This is a genomic window from Stenotrophomonas sp. NPDC077461, assembly GCF_049545475.1.
Classification (GTDB): domain Bacteria; phylum Pseudomonadota; class Gammaproteobacteria; order Xanthomonadales; family Xanthomonadaceae; genus Stenotrophomonas; species Stenotrophomonas nematodicola.
This window is the reverse complement of record NZ_JBMWDO010000003.1, coordinates 296,058-314,525: the sequence shown is the minus strand read 5'-3', so window position 1 is coordinate 314,525 and position 18,468 is coordinate 296,058. Positions and strand designations below refer to the sequence as shown.

The following is an 18,468-nucleotide window of genomic DNA, read 5'->3' as shown; positions in this document are numbered from 1 at the left end:
CATTGTCCCACTCCCGTCGTGCTACCGGTAGCCACCGATGACTTCTGCGTCCCGCCTTTCCCCACGCCACCGTGGCGTTTACCTGATCACCCCCGACGAGGCCGATACCGCCCGCCTGCTGGCGCGCACCGCGCCGCTGCTGGCTGGCGGCGCCACCTGGCTGCAGTACCGCAACAAGACCGCCGACGCCGCCCTGAAGCAGGCGCAGGCCACCGTGCTGCAGGCACTGTGCGCGCAGCACGGGGTGCCGCTGATCATCAACGACGACCCGCACCTCGCCCACCGCGTGGGCGCCGCCGGCGTCCACCTGGGCGGCACCGATGGGGACATCGGCGCCGCGCGCGCCCTGCTGGGCGCGGCGGCCATCATCGGCGCGTCCTGCTACGACCAGCTGGCCAACGCCGAGCATGCGGTCGCCGCCGGCGCCAGCTATGTGGCCTTCGGTGCGTTCTTCCCCACCACCACCAAGGTCACCCGCAGCCGCGCCACCCCCGACCTGCTGCGGCAAAGCGCCGCACTGGGCGTGCCGCGGGTGGCGATCGGCGGGCTGACCCCGGACAATGTCGGTCCCGTCATCGCGGCCGGCGCCGATCTGGTGGCCGTGGTCAGCAGCGTATTCGCCGCCGACGATCCGGTCGCCACCCAGCGCGCCTTCCTCGCCCAGTTCCCGCCTCACCAGGACACCCCATGAACCACGACCAGTCCCACGCCCTGTTCACCCGCGCACAGGCGCTGCTGCCCGGCGGCGTCAACTCGCCGGTGCGCGCGTTCAAGTCGGTTGGCGGTGAACCGTTCTTCGTGCAGCGCGCCGATGGCCCGTACCTGTACGACGTGGACGGCAACCGCTACATCGACTACGTCGGGTCGTGGGGCCCGATGATCGTCGGCCACAACCACCCGGCCGTGCGCCAGGCGGTCAAGCGCGCCATCGACAACGGCCTGTCCTTCGGCGCACCGTGCGAGGCCGAAGTGGTGATGGCCGAGACGCTCACCCGGCTGGTGCCGTCGTGCGAGATGGTGCGCATGGTCAACTCCGGTACCGAAGCCACGCTGTCGGCGATCCGCCTGGCGCGGGGTGCCACCGGCCGCAGCCGCATCGTCAAGTTCGAAGGCTGCTACCACGGTCACGGCGATTCGTTCCTGGTCAAGGCCGGCAGCGGCATGCTGACGCTGGGCGTGCCCACCTCGCCGGGCGTGCCGGCGGGCCTGAGCGAACTGACACTGACCCTGCCCTACAACGATTTCGACGCGGCCACCGCGCTGTTCGCCGAACAGGGCGAGCACATCGCCGGCCTGATCATCGAACCGGTGGTGGGCAACGCCAACTGCATTCCGCCGCGCGAAGGCTACCTGCAGCACCTGCGTGCGCTGTGCACGCAGTACGGCACGCTGCTGATCTTCGACGAAGTGATGACCGGCTTCCGCGTCGCCCTCGGCGGCGCGCAGGCACACTACGGCATCACCCCCGACCTGACCACGTTCGGCAAGATCATCGGAGGCGGCATGCCGGTGGGGGCCTACGGCGGGCGTCGCGAGCTGATGTCGCAGATCGCGCCCGCCGGCCCGATCTACCAGGCGGGCACCCTGAGCGGCAACCCGGTGGCGATGGCCGCTGGCCTGGCGATGCTCGAGCTGGTGCAGGAACCGGGCTTCCACGACCGCCTGAGCGCTGCGAGCGCCCGCCTGTGCGCCGGCCTCGAGGATGCGGCCGCGGCGGCCGGCGTGGCCGTTACCACCACGCAGGTGGGGGCGATGTTCGGCCTGTTCTTCACCGACCAGAAAGTGGACACCTATGCGCAGGCCGTTGCCTGCGACATCGGCGCGTTCAACCGCTTCTTCCACGCCATGCTCGAGCGCGGCGTGTTCCTGGCACCCTCGGCCTACGAGGCCGGCTTCCTGTCCAGCGCCCACGACGACAGCGTGATCGACGCAACGATCGCCGCAGCGCGCGACGCGTTCAAGGTCGTCAACGGCTGATCCAGCGGGAAGGGTACGGGGCTACCGACCCGCGGTCGGTAGCTGCCGGCCGGTTGGTGTTCGGGACTCACCCGAATACAAACCGGCCTTTCATCATCGCGAAGTGGCCCGGGAACGAGCAGAAGAAAGTGTAGTCGCCGCCCTTGGTGAGCCTGGCGGTGGAGAAGGTGACGCTGGTGCTCTGTCCCCCCCCGATCACCGGCGTGTGCGCCAGCACGCGCGCGTCGCCCTTCGGCAGATAGCTGTCGGCCAGCTTCATGCGCATGCCGGCCATCGCCACCGGCTGGTAGTCCGCACTGCGGGTCAGCACCCAGTTGTGGCCCATCGTGGTGGCGGCCAGCTTACCGGTGTGGCGCAGGGTCAGCTTGACCTGGCTGCAGTCCGCCGCGACCTTGATCTCCTTCTGGCTGAAGCTCATCTGATCGGTGCTGTCCAGAGCGACCGCGCAGACGCGGGCGTGGGCAGACGGGGCCAGCACCAGGCCGGCGAGCAACACGGGAACAAGCAGTTTCAAGACAATCTCCAGTCAACGGTCCCCGCGATTCTAGGGGCCGCGTACGCGCACGACCTGCGACGCGATGTCGCAGCGCGCCCCGTCGCTGGGGTACGGTCAGCATTGGACCTGGACGAGAGTGCCCGATGCCGATGGCCGTGGACTGCCTGCTGCTGGATGTCGATGGCGTGCTGGTGCGCTATGCGCGGCACCTGCGCGTACGCCACCTCGCCGCCGCCTGCGGTTGCAGCGCGGCGGCGGTGCACGCCGCCCTGTTCGACAGCGGACTCGACCGCGAGCATGACAGCGGGCTGGACAGCGCCGTGTATCTGGCACGCCTGGGCCAGGCGTTGGGCACGCCGGTCAGCGCGGCGCAGTGGCAGGCCGCGCGCATTGCCGCCTCCATGCCACAGGCCGGGGTGATCGAGCGCGTGCAGCGCATCGCGCGGCATCTGCCGATCGCGGTGCTGACCAACAACGGGGCCATGATGGCCGATACGATTCCGCGCCTGCTGCCGACCCTGGCCGACGCACTGCGCGGACGTATCCTGTGCAGCGGCGCATTGGGCGGGCGCAAACCCGATCCGGCGGTGTTCCTGCAGGCCACGGCGCTGCTCGGCCTGCGACCGGAACGGACGCTGTTCGTGGACGATCTGTTCACCAACGTGCGCGGCGCGCGCGTGGCCGGCCTGCAGGCCGAAACCGCGGCCGACAGCCGTACCTTCGGCAAGGTCATGAAGCGCTACGGGCTGAGCGGCTGAGCGGCTGAGCGGGAGCGCGTACGCGCCCCCGGGCAGGCCGGGGGCACGAAGGATGGCGGCTCAGCGCGAGGCGATGTACGACTGGATGGCCGCCCGCAGGCGCTTGAGGCCTTCGGCGATTTCCTCATCGGTGATGTTCAGCGACGGCACGAAGCGCAGTACGTCCGGGCCGGCCTGCAGCGTCAGCAGCCCCTTGTCGGCGGCATGGTCCAGAATCGCGCCGGCCTGGCCGGCAAAGTCGCGGTCCAGCACCGCGCCCAGCATCAGGCCCCGGCCACGCACCTGGCTGAACACCTTGAACTCGTCGTTGATCCGGCCCAGGCCGTCGCGCAGCGCCTGCGACTGGCGGCTCACGTTGTGGCCGATCTCCGGCGAGGACAGCTTGCGCAACGCCACGCGTGCGACCGCCGCCGCCAGCGGGTTGCCGCCGAAGGTGGTGCCGTGCGCGCCGAACTGCATGACCTCGGCAACTTTCGGGCCGGCCAGCATCGCACCGATCGGGAACCCGCCGCCCAGCGCCTTGGCCAGGGTCACGATGTCCGGCTTGATGCCGTCCTGCCAGTGCGCGAACAGCGTCCCGGTGCGGCCCATGCCGACCTGGATCTCGTCCAGCACCATCAGCGCGCCATGCTGGTCGCAGAGATCACGGATGCGCTGCATGAAGCCCGGCTTGGCCGGCATCACACCGCCCTCGCCCTGGATCGGCTCCAGCATCACCGCCGCCACGTCACCGGCGGCCATCGCGGTCTCCAGCTGCACCTCGTCGTTGAAATCGACATAGCGGAAGCCACCCGGCAACGGCTCGTAGCCTTCCTGGTACTTCGGCTGGGCGGTGGCGGTCACCGCCGCCAGGGTGCGGCCGTGGAAGCTGCCGCGGAAAGTGACGATGACGCGCTGGTGGGCCGGGCGGCCCTGCGAGGACGCCCACTTGCGCACCAGCTTGATCGCCACTTCATTGGCTTCGGCGCCGGAATTGCACAGGAACACGCGCTCGGCGAAACGCGAGGCGGTGACCAGTTCCTCGGCCAGGCGCAGCGGCGGTTCGCTGTAGAACACGTTGCTGGTGTGCCAGAGCTTGCCGGCCTGCTCGATCAGCGCGGCGGTCAGGTCCGGGTCGTTGTGGCCCAGCCCGCACACGGCGATGCCGGCGGCCAGGTCGATGAACTCGCGCCCCTGGGTATCCCACACGCGCGCGCCCTGGCCGCGCTCGAGCACCACCTGGCGCGGCTTGTACACCGGCAGGTAGTAATGCGACAGGGACAACAGCGGATCGGGGGCGGCGGCGGTCATGGCAGTCAGGGGCGTCGGGAAAGTCCCATTCTCGCGCTTCCGCCGGCTCAGGCACAATGCGGCCCATGCGACCGTTCAGCGCCCCCCAGCTCAATCCCGCCACCGAGACCGGCTGGCGCCGTCGCTGGTTCGACATCATCTACCGCCACGACACCCGGCCGTCGCGCAACTTCGACCTGCTGCTGGTCTACGCCATCATCGCCAGCGTACTGGTGGTGATGTTCGACAGCGTGCAGCGCTTCCACGTTGCCCACGCCGACTGGCTGTACGTGGTCGAATGGGGCTTCACCCTCCTGTTCACCGCCGAGTACGTACTGCGACTGGTGGTGGTGAAACGACCGCTGCGCTATGCGGTGAGCGTCTGGGGCGTCATCGACCTGGCCTCGATCCTGCCCACCTATCTGTCGCTGTTCATCCCCGGCGCGCAGAGCCTGCTGGTGGTGCGCGCGCTGCGCATTCTGCGGGTGTTCCGCATCCTCAAGCTGACCCGCTACATCGAGGAAAGCGGCATCCTGATGCAGTCGCTGTGGCGCAGCCGGCGCAAGATCCTGCTGTTTCTGTTCACGGTGGTGACCATCACCATCATCGCCGGCACCCTGATGTACGTGATCGAAGGGCCCAACCACGGCTTCACCAGCATCCCCAGCAGCATGTACTGGGCGGTGGTGACGATGGCCACGGTGGGCTTTGGCGACATCGTGCCGCAGACCGTGCTCGGCCGCTTCGTCACCTCGGTACTGATCCTCATCGGCTACAGCATCATCGCCGTGCCCACCGGCATCTACACCGCCGAACTGGCCAGCACCATGCGCGACGCGGAGCTTGCCGCACGCCGTGACGCGCGTGGCTGCCCGCAGTGCGGGCTGGAAGGACACGAGCCCGATGCGCGGCATTGCCGGCGTTGCGGGCACGTGTTGCCGGAGACGTTCAACCAGTAGCGGTCAGTCCAGGAACAGGTCCGGCAGCAGCGGCCGTGAGGGGTCCACCGCGTAACGGCCCAGGTCGGTGATGCCGGCCTGGGCCAGCACCTCGTCATCGAGCAGGAACTGCCCGCTGAATCCGGCCGCCTGGCGGGTCAGCACGGCGTGCGCGGCGTCGGCCAGGATCTCCGGCGTGCGGCAGCCGGCACTGTCCACGCCGGGAATCATGTTGATCGCATCGGTGGCAATGATCGTGCGCGGCCACAGTGCATTCACCGCCACGCCCTGCGGCCCGAACTCGGCGGCCAGTCCCAGCGTGACGAAGCTCATGCCCATCTTGGCCAGCGTGTAACCGGTATGCGGTCCCCACCATTTCGGGTCGAGGCTGGGCGGCGGGGCCAGGGTCAGGATGTGCGGATTGGGTGCCTGCAGCAGGTGCGGCAGGCAGGCCTGCGCGCACAGGAAGCTGCCGCGCGAATTGACCTGCTGCATCAGGTCGAACCGCTTCATCGGCGTCTCCAGCGTGCCGCGCAGCCAGATCGCGCTGGCATTGTTGACGAGGATGTCGATGCCGCCGAACGTGTCGACGGTGGCGGCCACGGCTGCGCGCACCTGGTCTTCCTCGCGGATGTCGCACTGCAGGGCCAGGGCCTGGCCGCCGGCAGCGGTCACGGCGTCAGCGGCGCTGTGGATGGTGCCGGGCAGTTTCGGATTGGGCACCGCCGACTTGGCTGCGATGGCCACGTTGGCGCCGTCGCGCGCTGCGCGCAGAGCGATGGCCAGGCCGATGCCGCGCGAGGCGCCGGTGATGAACAGGGTCTTGCCTTGCAGACTGGCCATGCGGACGTCCTCGAAGCGGTTGCGTGGACCGGCATTATGCCGCGCGCGCCGCCTGGCGACCTGCGGAAGGCCGCGTCAGGGTTTGGGGCCCTGCCCTTCGTTGTCTTCCCAGTGCAGGATCCGGCGGGTGACGAAGCGGTACACCGGCTTGCCGGTGCGGAACCACAGATCGCGTACCCACGAGGGTCGCGCGAGCACGCGTCGTTCCACCGGCGTCAGCGACGTGCCGCAGTACATGCGCTTGTGCTTGAGCAGGTGGCGCAGGTCTTCGCGCGCCAGCAGCCGCATCCAGCGCGAGCGCGGATTGCCGATCACCGCCAGCTGGAAGTCGATGACCGCCGGCGAGCCGTCCTCGCGCACCAGCCAGTTGGCTTCCTTGGCCAGGTCGTTGTGTGCGACGCCACGCCGATGGACCTGCTGCAGCAGCGCGCGCGCCGCACGGAAGTACGCCAGGTCGCCGCGCGGCGGACGCTGGTACATCGCCTGGCCCGGCATGTAGCTGCGGTCCAGCTGCTGGCGGTTGGACGCCAGCAGCTGCGGCGTCGCCGCCAGCCCGTCCAGCTGCCGCAGCGCGCGCGCTTCGCGCCGCGCCAGGCCGCGTGCGATCCCGCGCAGCCACCACGGGCCGGCACGCAGATCACGACGGATGAAACGGTGCCCGCCCTGCTCGACCAGCAGGATACGGCCGAAGGTGTCGGACTTGAGCGCCTGCTGGGAAGGGGACGTATTCACTGCGTCATTCTAGGCATGCCAGCGACCCATTCACGTCGATACGCGGCAGATCACGGCATTTCCCTGCTGCTGGCCGGCAATCAGTCACTTTCACAGCCCTATAATCCCCGCATGGACTCGTCATGGATCGATGCCACGCTTGCGTGGATCGCAGCTCACCCCGTGCTTGCCGGCGCGGTCATTTTCCTTATCGCCTTCTGCGATGCGGTCATCGTGCTGGGCGCGATCGTGCCCGCCCTCCCGCTGCTGTTCGCCGTGGGCGTCTTCATCGGCCTGGGGCAGATTTCCGGACCGTATGCGGTGGCGTGCGCGGCCCTCGGTGCGTTTGCGGGTGACGGGATCAGCTACTGGATCGGGCGTCGCTGGGGCGATCGCCTGCGCGGCTTCTGGCCGTTCAGCAAATACCCGCAGCTGCTGGACCGTGGCGAGACGATGTTCCGCCGCAATGCCTTCAAGAGCATCCTGGTGGCACGCTACGTCGGCGCGATCCGCCCGTTCGTGCCCGCCATCGCCGGCATGTTGAAGATGCCGCTGTCGCGCTACATCCAGGCCAGCGGCATTGCCAGTCTGTCCTGGGCGGTGCTGTTCCTGGCGCCGGGTTGGGTGCTTGGCGAAGCCTATGATGCCGTCGCTGCGGTCGCCGGGCGGCTGGTGATGGTGCTTGCCCTGCTGGGCGTGATCCTGGGCCTGGTATGGGCGATCGTGCTGTACGGCTACCGCTGGTCGGCCGCGCGCATGGACAGCTGGCTGGCCGCCCTGCTGCGCTGGTCGCAGCGCCACCCCGCGCTGGGCCGCTATTCGGTGTCGGTGCTGGACCCGCAGCGCCGCGAATCGGTGCCGCTGGCGATGCTGGCGCTGATGCTGCTGCTGCTGGGCTGGTGCTGGTTCGCGCTGCTGATGGCAGTGGTCGCGCATGGCGAGCCGCTCGCGCTGGACCTGGCCGTGCACCAAGCCATGCTGGCCCTGCGCAATCCGCTGGCCGACTACCCGATGGCCGCACTGGCCTCGCTGGGCGCCTGGCCGGTACTGGCACCGGCCACGGCCGCCGGCATGGGGTACCTGATCTGGCGCCGGCGCTGGATGGCCGCCGGCCACTGGCTGGCGGCACTGGCCTTCGGCCTGGCCCTGACCAAGCTGCTCGGCGCCACCGTGCACGTGGTACGCCCGCCCGATGCCAGCAGCGGGTTCGGCTTCCCGTCGGTGTCGGTGACGATGGCCACCATCACCTTCGGCTTCTTCGCGGTGCTGATCGCGCGCGAGCTGCCCGGTCGCACCCGCGTGTGGCCGTACCTGCTGTCCGGTGTCATCGTCAGCGTGATCGGCTTTGCCCGCCTGTACCTGGGCGCGCATTGGCTCAGCGACGTGATCGGCGGGATGCTGTTCGGCATTTTCTGGCTGCTGGTGCTGGGCATCGCCTACCGCCGCCGCTTCAACCGCTCGTTCTGGGTCAAGCCGGTGGCATGGCTGTTCTACGGCACCTTCGCGGTGGCCGCGCTGTGGTACGCGCCGCGCAACATCCCGGTGAAGCTGGCACGGTTCGAGCCGGCGCAGCCGGCACCGGTGGATATCGCCTCGGCCGCGTGGTGGCAGCAGGCGTGGCAGCAGCTGCCGGCGCGGCGCAACGAGTTCGACGACGACCAGCGCTGGCCGCTGGACGTGCAGGTGGCCGGGCCGCTGGCACCGTTGCAGAAGCGCCTGGAAAGCCAGGGCTGGCGCGTGCAGCCGCAGGCCGGCTGGGAACAGGCGCTGCTGATGCTGGACAAGTCGGCCGGCCAGGACGAAATCCCGGTGCTGCCGGCCACGCTGGACACCCAGGTGGAATCGCTGCTGATGCTGCGCGCGGGCAATGCGCCCGACGAGGTCTTCGCGCTCCGCCTGTGGCCGGCGCCGGCCCGCCTGCAGCCCGGCGACCAGCCGCTGTGGCTGGGCAGCGCGCAGACCCTGCACTACCAGCGGCATTTCAGCCTGATTGGCATGTGGCGGCCGATGCGCGGCATCGACCCGTCGCTGAACGCCGTGCGTGAGGCGCTGGACGGCCTGCCGCAGCAGGTCTCCACCCATCCGGACACACAGATGCCGGTACTGCGGGTCAAGACCACCCCGTAACGCCGGGCTCTACCCGGCAGCGGAGCCCACGCTCACGCGGGTATCCAGCGCAGCAGGTCCTGCAGCCGCTGGTGCGGATCATCCTGCTGCAGCAGCTGCAGCCGCTGCGGTTCCTCCAGCGGCAGCAGCTCGGCGAGCCGCCAGCCCACCCATGCGGCCTGGTCGAGCTGCCCCGGGTGCACCGGGGCGAATGCCGCGCCCGCCTGTTCGATGATGTGTTCCAGCACGGTGGCCAGCAGCGCGTGTTCGGGGCGCAGCTCGTCATCGTGATCGGGTGGACTCCACTGCACGTCGGCCAGCACCAGGCCATTGTCACGCACGCGCGTGCGCAGCACATGGAAGCGGCGCTGGCCGCGCAGGCGCAGCACCAGCACGCCATCGGCACCGACGTCGAAATCCTCGATGCGCGCTTCCACGCCGTAGGCCGCCGGCAGGGCCGGGCCACCGACCTCGTCGCCGTCCAGGATCAGGCACACGCCAAAGGTGGAATCCTGCCGGCCGCACTCGCGCAGCATGTCCAGGTAGCGGCGCTCGAACACCCGCAGGCCGAGCGCGGCGCCGGGCAGCAGCACGGCGTGCAGGGGAAACAGCGGCAGGGACGCAGTCTCGGTCATGGCCGTTACGATGCCTGCAACTGCGCCAGAAAGCGGCGCGGCGCGCCGTCGAAACCGCCGTTGGACATGAACACCACGTGGTCGCCCGGTGCCACCACACGACCCAGCTGGGCCAGCAGCGCATCGGTATCGGGCACTGCGTACGCATCGCCGCGTACCGCAGCGATCACCGCCGACGCATCCCAGGCCAGCTCGGGACGGTGCAGGAACACCACTGCATCGGCCAGGTCCAGCGACGGCGCCAGCGCCTGCGCGTGCGCGCCCAGGCGCATCGAATTGCTGCGCGGCTCCATCGCCACCACGATGCGGGCATCGCCCACCTTGGCGCGCAGGCCGTCGAGGGTGGTGTGGATGGCGGTGGGATGGTGCGCGAAATCATCGTAGATGGTCACGCCATCGGCGCTGCCGATGACTTCCATGCGGCGCTTGACGCTGCGGAAGCTCGCCAGCGCCGGGATCACCTGCGCCGGGTCGACGCCCACCGCATGCGCGGCGGCCAGTGCGGCCAGCCCGTTGAGCACGTTGTGGCGACCCAGCAGCGACCACTGCACCTCACCCACGTCCACGCCCCGATGGGAGACGCGGAAGCGGCTGCCGTCGGCGTGCACCAGCGCGGCGCTCCACTCCAGCGCCGGATCGAAGCCGAACCGCTCCACCGGCGTCCAGCAGCCCATCGCCAGCACCTCGGCCAGACGCGCGTCCTCGCCGTTGACGATCAGCCGCCCGCGCGCCGGCACCGTGCGCACCAGATGGTGGAACTGGCGCTGGATCGCGGCGACGTCGGGGAAGATGTCGGCATGGTCGAATTCAAGGTTGTTGAGGATCGCCACCAGCGGCCGGTAGTGGACGAATTTGCTGCGCTTGTCGAAAAAGGCGGTGTCGTATTCGTCGGCTTCCACCACGAACTCACGACCACTGCCCAGCCGCGCGGACACGCCGAAGTCTTCGGCCACGCCCCCGATCAGGAACCCCGGCTCACGGCCGGCGGCCTGCAGCAGCCAGGTCAGGATGGTGGTGGTGGTGGTCTTGCCGTGGGTACCGGCCACGGCCAGCGTGTCGCGGCCCGGCAGCACCTGCTCGGCCAGCCACTGCGCCCCGGAGATGTAGCGCTGGCCGGCGTCGAGGACCGCTTCCACCGCCGGATTGCCGCGCGACAGGGCGTTGCCGACCACCACCGCGTCGCAGTCGGGGCCGACGCTGTCGGCGCGATAGCCGGGGTCGAGGGTGATGCCCAGCTGTTCGAGCTGGGTGGACATCGGCGGATAGATCGCCTGGTCACTGCCACGGACCGTCAGGCCCTGTTCGCGTGCCAACGCGGCTACGCCGCCCATGAAAGTGCCTGCAATGCCCAGGATATGTATCGTGCTCATGCGCTCGATTGTCGCCGATCACTGTCGATGCGTGTGCGCGTCGTCAGACAAGTCCTACAAAGACTGTGAGAAAAATCCACACCCATGTCGGGGAATTCCCGATAGCCAACTAGTGTGAACACGGACACAATTCAGGTTGCCAGCCGTAGCACCCCATTGGTCCTACTCCCCAAGAGGCCATCCCCAGGGGGGCTCATGCTGCGGGGCCCTGAGCAAGCCCGCCAGCTGGCGCCTTAAGAACAGACACGCCTGGTCCCTTCGGGGACCGGGCGTGCCTGTTTTCGGGGCCGGCTGCACCGATCCCCGACCGCAGGCGCTGCCGAAGCAGCGCCCGGGAGGTCAGCGCTGGATCGCCGCGCGGATGCGCGCTTCCACGTCGTCCAGCTCACCCACGCCATCGACGCGGGCCAGCGTGCCGCGGCCGGCATAGAAATCCACCACCGGCGCGGTCTGGTCGTTGTAGACCTGCAGGCGCTGGCGCACCGACTCGGGATTGTCGTCGGCGCGGCCCTGTTCGGCGGCACGGCCGGCAATGCGCTCGACCAGCAGTTCGGTCGGCACGTCCAGCTGCACCACCGCGTCCAGCGGCTGGCCGATCTTGGCCAGCAGGGTATCCAGCGCGTTGGCCTGGGCCACGTTGCGCGGGTAGCCGTCCAGGATGAATCCGTTGGCGACGTCGGCCTGGCCCAGGCGCGATTCCAGCATGCCCAGCAGGATGTCGTCGGACACCAGGTTGCCGGCGTCCATCACGGCCTTGGCCTGCCTGCCCAGCTCGGTACCGGCGGCCACTTCGGCACGCAGCAGATCGCCGGTGGAAATGTGCGCAATCGCCAGCTGTTCCTTCAGGCGCGTCGCCTGTGTCCCCTTGCCCGAACCGGGCGGTCCCAACAGAACCAATCGCATCAACCTGACTCCAACTTGGTAAGAAATAGGAAGGGCGCGCGCCCCGGGAATGTCCACAATCACGCTGCACCGCAATACGCGCACTTTACCCCATCCGGGTAATGTCCCTGCAATGTCCTTCCCCCAGACCAAGGTCGACCCATGTCAAAAGGTACCCTGCTGTATGCCCAGTCGGGCGGCGTCACCGCCGTCATCAACGCGACCGCCTCGGCGGTCATCAGCACCGCCCGGGCCAAGGGAATCAAGGTGTTGGCCGCGCGCAACGGCATCCTTGGCGCACTGCGCGAGGAACTGATCGACACCTCGAAGGAAACCGCCGCCGCCATCGCCGCGCTGGCCCATACCCCGGGCGGGGCCTTCGGCTCGTGCCGCTACAAGCTGAAGTCGCTGGAGGCCGACCGGGCCCGGTACGAACGCCTGCTCGAGGTCCTGCGCGCCCACGACGTGCGCTGGTTCCTCTACAACGGCGGCAACGATTCGGCCGACACCGCCTGGAAGGTGTCCCAGCTGGCCAAGGCATTCGACTACGACCTGACCTGCATCGGGGTGCCCAAGACCATCGACAACGATCTGGCGGTGACCGACACCTGCCCCGGCTTCGGGTCGGCCGCCAAGTACACCGCGGTGTCGGTGCGCGAGGCCGCGTTGGACGTCGCGGCGATGGCCGAGACCTCCACCAAGGTATTCGTCTACGAGGCGATGGGCCGTCATGCCGGCTGGCTTGCCGCCGCGGCGGGATTGGCCGGCGAGGGCCCCGACGATGCCCCGCACATCATCCTGCTGCCCGAGCGCGCCTATGACGAGGCCGCGTTCCTGGCCAAGGTCAAGGCGGTGGTCGAACGCGTGGGCCACTGCGTGGTGGTGGCCTCCGAAGGCATCCAGACCGCCGATGGCCGCTTCGTGGCCGATGCCGGCGGCGGCAAGGATTCCTTCGGGCACACTCAGCTCGGTGGCGTGGCCTCGCAGCTGGCAGCGCGGGTCAAGGATGCACTGGGCTACAAGGTGCACTGGACCCTGCCCGACTACCTGCAGCGTTCGGCCCGCCATATCGCCTCCAGAACCGACTGGGAACAGGCGCAGGCGGTCGGCAAGGCCGCCGTGCAGTTCGCACTGAAAGGCCAGAACGCAGTGATGCCGGTGATCGTGCGCAGCAGTGACAGCCCCTACCGCTGGAAAATCGAGGCGGCCCCGCTGCACAAGGTGGCCAACCACGAGAAGAAGATGCCGGCCAGCTTCATCCGCAGGGACGGTTTCGGCATCACCGCCAAGGCGCGCGCCTACCTGTCGCCCCTGATCAGGGGCGAGGCCCCCCTGCCCTATGGTGCCGATGGCCTGCCGAAGTACGTGACGCTGAAAAACGTGGCGGTCCGGAAGAAGCTGGCGCCCTGGCAGGAAGGCTGATCCTGCCGCCCGGCGCCGACCGGGCATTTGCGACACCGGGGGGGCGGACCCTACAATCCGCCCCGCCAGCAAGGTCTGCTGGATCTCGCCCTAGCGACCCACCCTCCGCGCACCGCGGACGATGACAAGGACTGTACCGATGATGCGCCATCCCCTGTTTGCCGTACTGCTGCTCGCCGTGGCAGCCCCTGCGTTCGCCGACACCTGCGAAAGCAGCTTCCAGAAGAAGGGCAACCCGCTTTCCGGCACCACCTACACCGCCTCGGTGACCGTGCCCGACCTGACCGTCAAGAGCGCGATCGGTCAGATGAACGTGATCGCCAAGGGCAACAACATGGACGTGCTGAGCGCGGACGCAGAGAACGGCGCGATGCTGATCGAAGATCCGCAGTCGGCCATGCACAAGACCATTCCGATCATCATCAGCGCCACCAGCGAAGGCCGCACCGGCACGGTGGCGATGACGGTCAAGCTCAACCCGGGCGCCTTTGCCAAGGCCGACGCGATCCGCGCCGAGATGTGCAAGATGCTGACCCAGGTCAAGCCCGGCAAGGCCGGCGAACAGTTCGCCGCGTCCACCCCGAAGGCCTCGACGGTGAACATTTCCGCTTCCGATTTCGGCTTCCAGCTGCGTACCCAGCACAAGGACAACCCGGCCGCGATCGAACCGCGCTACCAGGGCAAGATCTATTCGATCACCGGCCGCGTCAACGGCGTGCTCAAGAGCGGTGGCACTTACAACACCGGCTTCGACATTCCCAGCAGCACCTCGGGCATCGACTTCGAAAGCGTGGCCATCACCTGCGCGTTTGCCCCGAGCCAGGCAGCCTTCGCGCTGGCGCTCCGCCCGCGGGAAAAGGTCACGCTGGTCGGCGTGGTCGACCGCTACGACCAGATCGGGCGCGTGCTGTGGCTGAAGGACTGCAAGGGCAACTGAGCCCGCGCAACCCGGCGTGATACCCGAGCCCGGACCGGCCCTGCCGTCCGGGCTTTTTCATGGCCTGTAACCGGCACCCCGCCACGTCACGCCATCAACGGCAGCCGTTGCCTTCCACCGTCATCTGCGCGGCGAACATCGGCACCGGCGCGATCCTGCCGGCCGCCGCCTGCTTCCTGGCCTCCTCCAGGTAGATCCGCGACTGCCCCTGGCCATCGAGTTCGGGCTTCTGCGCGACCGGCATGCGCCACACGCGTACCACCGCCTGCTGCGCCGGGCATGCCGCGCTCGGCACGCGGATGACGTCATTGAGTTTCCATCCCTTGGCCTCGCTCGGCTGCGCCTTGTCGAAATCGACGAAACGCGCGCGCGGCTGGCATTGCTCGCTGGTGCGCACCACGCTGAACCGGTAGGGCTGCGCGACGTCACCGGTGAACACGCCTTCCAGCCGCGCGCAGGCTTCGGGAATCTGGCGCAGCGTGTGGGCGGCATTCACCGCCTGTGGGGCACCGGCGGCGCGCTGCAGCTCCGGGGTCTCGGCGGCGGACGCAGCCACGGCAGGCAGCAGGGCCAGCCAGAACAGGTGACGGGGGGACATGGCGATGCCTCGTTGGGAATGGGAAGAGGGTCGCTTGGCGCAGATGAATGGTGTGGCAAGGCGGCACCGACCACGGGACCGGGCAGTGCCTGCCGTGATGGCCCTTCCGCGCCACCGGATGCGACCTGGAGCGCATACCGGCATCCACATCTGGCGGTTTCCGCGCTTTTCCCGGCATACTCGGGGGGCACCAGGATTGCTGAACAAAGCCACACGCTTGATGACCGGGCACGGTCTGAACGGGTTGGTCCTTAGCTTGCAGCCCGTTGTGCCCCGCGTGGTGAGGTTCATCCGTCGACTGGATGCCATCCATCACCCGGGAGGGGACATGCTGGAACGATACGGGCTTACCCTGGCGCTGATCTGCGCCATCCTCGCGATTCTCTACGGCATCGTGTCGGCACGCTGGATCCTCCGGCAACCGGCTGGCAATGCCCGCATGCAGGAGATCGCCGCCGCCATCCAGGAAGGCGCGCGCGCCTATCTCAACCGTCAGTACCTCACCATCGGTGTCGCCGGCATCGTGCTGTTCGTGCTGGTCGGGTTCTTCCTCAGCTGGTACACCGCGACCGGCTTCGCGATCGGTGCGGTGCTGTCCGGTGCGGCCGGCTACATCGGCATGAACGTGTCGGTGCGGGCCAATGTGCGCACCGCGGAAGCGGCACGCAAGGGTCTCGGCGCGGCGATGGACGTGGCGTTCCGCGGCGGCGCGATCACCGGCATGCTGGTGGTCGGACTGGGGCTGCTGGGCGTGGCCGGCTATTACGCCCTGCTGCTGCGGCTGGGGCTGGATACCGCGCAGGCGCTGCACGCACTGGTCGGGTTGGCGTTCGGCTCGTCGCTGATCTCGATCTTCGCGCGGCTCGGCGGCGGCATCTTCACCAAGGGCGCCGACGTCGGTGCCGACCTGGTCGGCAAGGTCGAAGCCGGCATCCCCGAAGACGATCCCCGCAACCCTGCGGTCATCGCCGACAACGTCGGCGACAACGTCGGCGACTGCGCGGGCATGGCCGCCGACCTGTTCGAGACCTACGCGGTGACGGTGATCGCCACCATGCTGCTGGGCAGCCTGATGATCGCCGAAGTCGGACGCAACGCGATCCTGTACCCGCTGGTGCTGGGCGGGGTCTCGATCATCGCCTCGATCATCGGCGCGCTGTTCGTCAAGGTGAAGCCGGGCGGTTCGATCATGGGCGCGCTGTACAAGGGCGTGATCGTCTCGGCGGTGCTGGCGGCGATCGCCTTCTATCCGATCACGCTGCAACTGATGCCGGACAACGCGCACGGTGCATTGAATCTGTACTTCTGCGCGTTGATCGGGCTGGTGCTGACCGGGCTGATCGTGTGGATCACCGAGTACTACACCGGCACCCAGTACACGCCGGTGCAGCATGTCGCGCAGGCCTCCACCACCGGCCACGGCACCAACATCATCGCCGGGCTCGGTGTGTCGATGAAATCGACCGCGCTGCCGGTGATCGCCGTGTGCGTGGCGATCTGGCTGGCGCACTACTTCGGTGGCCTGTACGGCATCGCCATCGCCGCCACCGCGATGCTGTCGATGGCCGGCATGATCGTGGCGCTGGATGCGTACGGGCCGATCACCGACAACGCCGGCGGCATCGCCGAGATGGCCGAGCTGCCACCGGAGATCCGCAGCATCACCGACCCGCTCGACGCGGTGGGCAACACCACCAAGGCGGTGACCAAGGGCTATGCGATCGGCTCGGCGGCGCTGGCCGCGCTGGTGCTGTTTGCCGACTACACGCACAACCTGCAGGCGGCCCATCCCGGCGAGGTGTTCGCCTTCGACCTGTCCGACCACACCGTGATCATCGGCCTGCTGATCGGCGGCCTGATCCCCTACCTGTTCGGTGCGATGGCGATGGAGGCGGTCGGCCGTGCGGCCGGGGCGGTGGTGGAGGAAGTGCGCCGCCAGTTCCGCGACATCCCCGGCATCATGCAGGGCACCGGCAAGCCGCAGTACGACAAGGCAGTGGACATGCTGACCCGCTCGGCGATCCGCGAAATGATCGTTCCCTCGCTGTTGCCGGTCGCGGTGCCGGTGGTGGTCGGCCTGCTGCTGGGGCCGCGTGCGCTGGGCGGCCTGCTGATCGGCACGATCGTGACCGGCCTGTTCGTGGCGATCTCGATGACCACCGGCGGCGGCGCCTGGGACAACGCCAAGAAGTACATCGAGGATGGCCACTTCGGCGGCAAGGGCAGCGAAGCGCACAAGGCCGCGGTCACCGGCGATACCGTCGGCGATCCCTACAAGGACACCGCCGGCCCGGCGATCAATCCGCTGATCAAGATCATCAACATCGTCGCCCTGCTGCTCGTGCCCCTGCTGTAGTCAGCGCCCGCGCAGGGAAAACGCCACCGGCACCATGACCTCCACCGGATCGCCGGGGAGGTCCGCCGGTGGCGGCGGCATCGGGTTGCCACGGCGCACGGTGTCCAGCGTCTCGGCATCCAGCAGCGCGTGGCCGCTGCTGGTACCCAGTCGGATGTTGCTCGCATGCCCCTGCCTGTCCACCGAGAAGCGCACGTAGGCCACGCCCTGCTGGCGCAGACGTTCGGCCTGGCGCGGATAGCGGCGGTGCTGCTCCAGGTGGCCCAGCAGCAGCCCCTGCCAGGTCACCTGCGCGGGACTGCGTTGACCGGACACGGTCTGCTGCCCGGCATAGCGCTGCGATGCCTGCGCCTGCACGTCCGGCGGGGCCAGCGTCTGGTCCACTTCGGCAAGGTCGGAGGGGTCCTCACGCTCGCGAGGTTTCTGCGGCTGCGGTGCCTGGCTGAGCGCGGCGTCCGGATCGGACGGCAGCACCAGGCGTGGCGGCGGTGTCGGGGTGGGCTGCGGGCGGTGCTGCTCCTGCTGTGCCGGCCCCGGCGGAATCTCGGTGGCCGGCGCCGGCGGCGCTTCGGCGGTGGCTGCCAGCTCGATCGCGATCGCCTCCTGCGGCAGCGCAACGGGCGGCGCGGCGGTCCGCGCGTGCCACCACACCACCGCACCGATCGCCGCCGCATACAGTGCCACCACGATGCCCAGGCTGGCCGCCCAGGGCACCTGCGCCTCGTTGCGCAGGCTCATGATGCCGTCTGTTCCAGGCCAACCAGCGCCACCTTGGTGTAGCCGGCGCTGCGCAGCGCGTTGAGCGCCTGCATCACCGCGTCATACGGCACGCCCTTGTCGGCGCGCACGAAGATGCGCTGCGCTGGCGTGCCGTCGCCGGCCCGGTCCAGGACCGCCTTCAGCGCCCCGGCGTCCACCGCCGTGTCGTTGACGCTCCAGCGCAGGTCGGCCTGCACGGTCAGGTACACCGGCTCGCTGTCGCGTGGCTGCGGGCGTGCATTGCTGGCCGGCAGGTCCACCGGCAGATCCACCGTCGCCAGCGGTGCGGCCACCATGAAGATGATCAGCAGCACCAGCATGACGTCGATGAACGGGGTGACGTTGATCGCGTGGGTCTCCTCCAGCGCGTCCTCGTCGTGGCGGGCGGTACGCAGGGCCATGCGGGCCGCC

The 18,468-nt window shown here is 68.9% G+C and carries 18 protein-coding genes; 8 read left to right on the top strand and 10 right to left on the bottom strand.

Going from position 1 to position 18,468, the window contains the following annotated elements; translation table 11 throughout:
- The first annotated feature begins 37 nt into the window (after nt 1-37).
- Complete coding sequence (gene thiE / locus ACPEH8_RS07995) at nt 38-691, top strand: thiamine phosphate synthase (protein ID WP_313218227.1); 654 nt, start codon at nt 38-40, stop codon at nt 689-691.
- Nucleotides 688-1,977 carry a glutamate-1-semialdehyde 2,1-aminomutase gene (gene hemL / locus ACPEH8_RS07990; RefSeq protein ID WP_017356525.1) on the top strand — a complete coding sequence of 430 codons (1,290 nt, stop codon included), beginning with the start codon at nt 688-690 and terminating at the stop codon, nt 1,975-1,977. Before thiE ends, hemL begins: the two co-directional genes overlap by 4 nt.
- 67 nt (nt 1,978-2,044) lie before the next feature.
- Here the strand turns inward: hemL and azu are convergent, their stop codons facing one another.
- Entirely contained in the window at nt 2,045-2,491 is a 447-nt protein-coding gene (gene azu / locus ACPEH8_RS07985) for an azurin (RefSeq protein WP_136002962.1), read from the bottom strand.
- 131 nt (nt 2,492-2,622) lie between these two features.
- On the opposite strand from azu, the gene ACPEH8_RS07980 reads away from it, so the two are divergent.
- Nucleotides 2,623-3,231, top strand: a complete 609-nt coding sequence (locus ACPEH8_RS07980; protein ID WP_153164865.1) for an HAD-IA family hydrolase — start codon at nt 2,623-2,625, stop codon at nt 3,229-3,231.
- 60 nt (nt 3,232-3,291) lie between these two features.
- On the opposite strand, the gene ACPEH8_RS07975 is transcribed toward ACPEH8_RS07980, so the two are convergent.
- Nucleotides 3,292-4,521 carry an acetylornithine transaminase gene (locus tag ACPEH8_RS07975; protein ID WP_136003178.1) on the bottom strand — a complete coding sequence of 410 codons (1,230 nt, stop codon included), beginning with the start codon at nt 4,519-4,521 and terminating at the stop codon, nt 3,292-3,294.
- Between the two features lie 65 nt (nt 4,522-4,586).
- Here ACPEH8_RS07975 and ACPEH8_RS07970 point away from each other — a divergent pair, with 65 nt between their 5' ends.
- Nucleotides 4,587-5,459 carry an ion transporter gene (locus tag ACPEH8_RS07970; protein ID WP_017356529.1) on the top strand — a complete coding sequence of 291 codons (873 nt, stop codon included), beginning with the start codon at nt 4,587-4,589 and terminating at the stop codon, nt 5,457-5,459.
- A 3-nt stretch (nt 5,460-5,462) separates the two neighbouring features.
- Here ACPEH8_RS07970 and ACPEH8_RS07965 read toward each other — a convergent pair whose 3' ends face one another.
- Together ACPEH8_RS07965 and ACPEH8_RS07960 are read right to left on the bottom strand one after the other, a co-directional pair.
- Nucleotides 5,463-6,281 carry an SDR family oxidoreductase gene (locus tag ACPEH8_RS07965; RefSeq protein WP_017356530.1) on the bottom strand — a complete coding sequence of 273 codons (819 nt, stop codon included), beginning with the start codon at nt 6,279-6,281 and terminating at the stop codon, nt 5,463-5,465.
- Nucleotides 6,282-6,356: 75 nt separating this feature from the next.
- Nucleotides 6,357-7,013, bottom strand: a complete 657-nt coding sequence (locus ACPEH8_RS07960) for a phosphotransferase (RefSeq protein ID WP_136002961.1) — start codon at nt 7,011-7,013, stop codon at nt 6,357-6,359.
- Between the two features lie 111 nt (nt 7,014-7,124).
- Between ACPEH8_RS07960 and ACPEH8_RS07955 the strand changes: the two genes are divergently transcribed.
- Nucleotides 7,125-9,119 carry a bifunctional DedA family/phosphatase PAP2 family protein gene (locus ACPEH8_RS07955; protein WP_017357031.1) on the top strand — a complete coding sequence of 665 codons (1,995 nt, stop codon included), beginning with the start codon at nt 7,125-7,127 and terminating at the stop codon, nt 9,117-9,119.
- 32 nt (nt 9,120-9,151) lie between these two features.
- Here ACPEH8_RS07955 and ACPEH8_RS07950 read toward each other — a convergent pair whose 3' ends face one another.
- The 3 genes from ACPEH8_RS07950 to ACPEH8_RS07940 all read right to left on the bottom strand — a co-directional run bounded on the left by ACPEH8_RS07950 (nt 9,152) and on the right by ACPEH8_RS07940 (nt 12,006).
- Nucleotides 9,152-9,733, bottom strand: coding sequence for an LON peptidase substrate-binding domain-containing protein (locus ACPEH8_RS07950; RefSeq protein WP_017357030.1), 582 nt, complete (start codon nt 9,731-9,733; stop codon nt 9,152-9,154).
- Nucleotides 9,734-9,738: 5 nt separating this feature from the next.
- Nucleotides 9,739-11,103, bottom strand: a complete 1,365-nt coding sequence (gene mpl, locus ACPEH8_RS07945; protein WP_017357029.1) for a UDP-N-acetylmuramate:L-alanyl-gamma-D-glutamyl-meso-diaminopimelate ligase — start codon at nt 11,101-11,103, stop codon at nt 9,739-9,741.
- 339 nt (nt 11,104-11,442) lie between these two features.
- Nucleotides 11,443-12,006, bottom strand: a complete 564-nt coding sequence (locus ACPEH8_RS07940) for an adenylate kinase (protein WP_136002959.1) — start codon at nt 12,004-12,006, stop codon at nt 11,443-11,445.
- A 141-nt stretch (nt 12,007-12,147) separates the two neighbouring features.
- Here ACPEH8_RS07940 and ACPEH8_RS07935 point away from each other — a divergent pair, with 141 nt between their 5' ends.
- Nucleotides 12,148-13,407 carry a 6-phosphofructokinase gene (locus ACPEH8_RS07935; protein WP_017357027.1) on the top strand — a complete coding sequence of 420 codons (1,260 nt, stop codon included), beginning with the start codon at nt 12,148-12,150 and terminating at the stop codon, nt 13,405-13,407.
- 139 nt (nt 13,408-13,546) lie between these two features.
- Entirely contained in the window at nt 13,547-14,344 is a 798-nt protein-coding gene (locus ACPEH8_RS07930) for an OB-fold protein (RefSeq protein WP_017357026.1), read from the top strand.
- A 94-nt stretch (nt 14,345-14,438) separates the two neighbouring features.
- Here the strand turns inward: ACPEH8_RS07930 and ACPEH8_RS07925 are convergent, their stop codons facing one another.
- Nucleotides 14,439-14,942, bottom strand: a complete 504-nt coding sequence (locus ACPEH8_RS07925) for a hypothetical protein (protein WP_423666468.1) — start codon at nt 14,940-14,942, stop codon at nt 14,439-14,441.
- 328 nt (nt 14,943-15,270) lie between these two features.
- On the opposite strand from ACPEH8_RS07925, the gene ACPEH8_RS07920 reads away from it, so the two are divergent.
- Nucleotides 15,271-17,298 (top strand): sodium-translocating pyrophosphatase, encoded by a 2,028-nt coding sequence (locus tag ACPEH8_RS07920; protein WP_423666466.1) that lies wholly within the window; start codon nt 15,271-15,273, stop codon nt 17,296-17,298.
- On the opposite strand, the gene ACPEH8_RS07915 is transcribed toward ACPEH8_RS07920, so the two are convergent.
- Entirely contained in the window at nt 17,299-18,036 is a 738-nt protein-coding gene (locus tag ACPEH8_RS07915) for a TonB family protein (protein WP_313242598.1), read from the bottom strand.
- A complete protein-coding gene (gene exbD / locus ACPEH8_RS07910) occupies nt 18,033-18,458 on the bottom strand; it encodes a TonB system transport protein ExbD (RefSeq protein ID WP_136002954.1) in 426 nt (141 codons plus the stop codon). Before exbD ends, ACPEH8_RS07915 begins: the two co-directional genes overlap by 4 nt.
- Nucleotides 18,459-18,468: the final 10 nt, after the last annotated feature.

Excerpts from the sequence above, each read along its gene's own strand:
- ACPEH8_RS07975 (WP_136003178.1), bottom strand. The coding sequence starts at position 4,521 with ATGACCGCCGCCGCCCCCGATCCGCTGTTGTCCCTGTCGCATTACTAC.
- ACPEH8_RS07930 (WP_017357026.1), top strand. The coding sequence starts at position 13,547 with ATGATGCGCCATCCCCTGTTTGCCGTACTGCTGCTCGCCGTGGCAGCC.
- ACPEH8_RS07980 (WP_153164865.1), top strand. The coding sequence starts at position 2,623 with ATGGCCGTGGACTGCCTGCTGCTGGATGTCGATGGCGTGCTGGTGCGC.
- ACPEH8_RS07925 (WP_423666468.1), bottom strand. The coding sequence starts at position 14,942 with ATGTCCCCCCGTCACCTGTTCTGGCTGGCCCTGCTGCCTGCCGTGGCT.
- ACPEH8_RS07955 (WP_017357031.1), top strand. The coding sequence starts at position 7,125 with ATGGACTCGTCATGGATCGATGCCACGCTTGCGTGGATCGCAGCTCAC.
- ACPEH8_RS07915 (WP_313242598.1), bottom strand. The coding sequence starts at position 18,036 with ATGAGCCTGCGCAACGAGGCGCAGGTGCCCTGGGCGGCCAGCCTGGGC.
- mpl (WP_017357029.1), bottom strand. The coding sequence starts at position 11,103 with ATGAGCACGATACATATCCTGGGCATTGCAGGCACTTTCATGGGCGGC.
- ACPEH8_RS07950 (WP_017357030.1), bottom strand. The coding sequence starts at position 9,733 with ATGACCGAGACTGCGTCCCTGCCGCTGTTTCCCCTGCACGCCGTGCTG.
- hemL (WP_017356525.1), top strand. The coding sequence starts at position 688 with ATGAACCACGACCAGTCCCACGCCCTGTTCACCCGCGCACAGGCGCTG.
- ACPEH8_RS07920 (WP_423666466.1), top strand. The coding sequence starts at position 15,271 with ATGCTGGAACGATACGGGCTTACCCTGGCGCTGATCTGCGCCATCCTC.
- ACPEH8_RS07935 (WP_017357027.1), top strand. The coding sequence starts at position 12,148 with ATGTCAAAAGGTACCCTGCTGTATGCCCAGTCGGGCGGCGTCACCGCC.
- ACPEH8_RS07970 (WP_017356529.1), top strand. The coding sequence starts at position 4,587 with ATGCGACCGTTCAGCGCCCCCCAGCTCAATCCCGCCACCGAGACCGGC.
- ACPEH8_RS07965 (WP_017356530.1), bottom strand. The coding sequence starts at position 6,281 with ATGGCCAGTCTGCAAGGCAAGACCCTGTTCATCACCGGCGCCTCGCGC.
- ACPEH8_RS07940 (WP_136002959.1), bottom strand. The coding sequence starts at position 12,006 with ATGCGATTGGTTCTGTTGGGACCGCCCGGTTCGGGCAAGGGGACACAG.
- exbD (WP_136002954.1), bottom strand. The coding sequence starts at position 18,458 with ATGGCCCTGCGTACCGCCCGCCACGACGAGGACGCGCTGGAGGAGACC.
- thiE (WP_313218227.1), top strand. The coding sequence starts at position 38 with ATGACTTCTGCGTCCCGCCTTTCCCCACGCCACCGTGGCGTTTACCTG.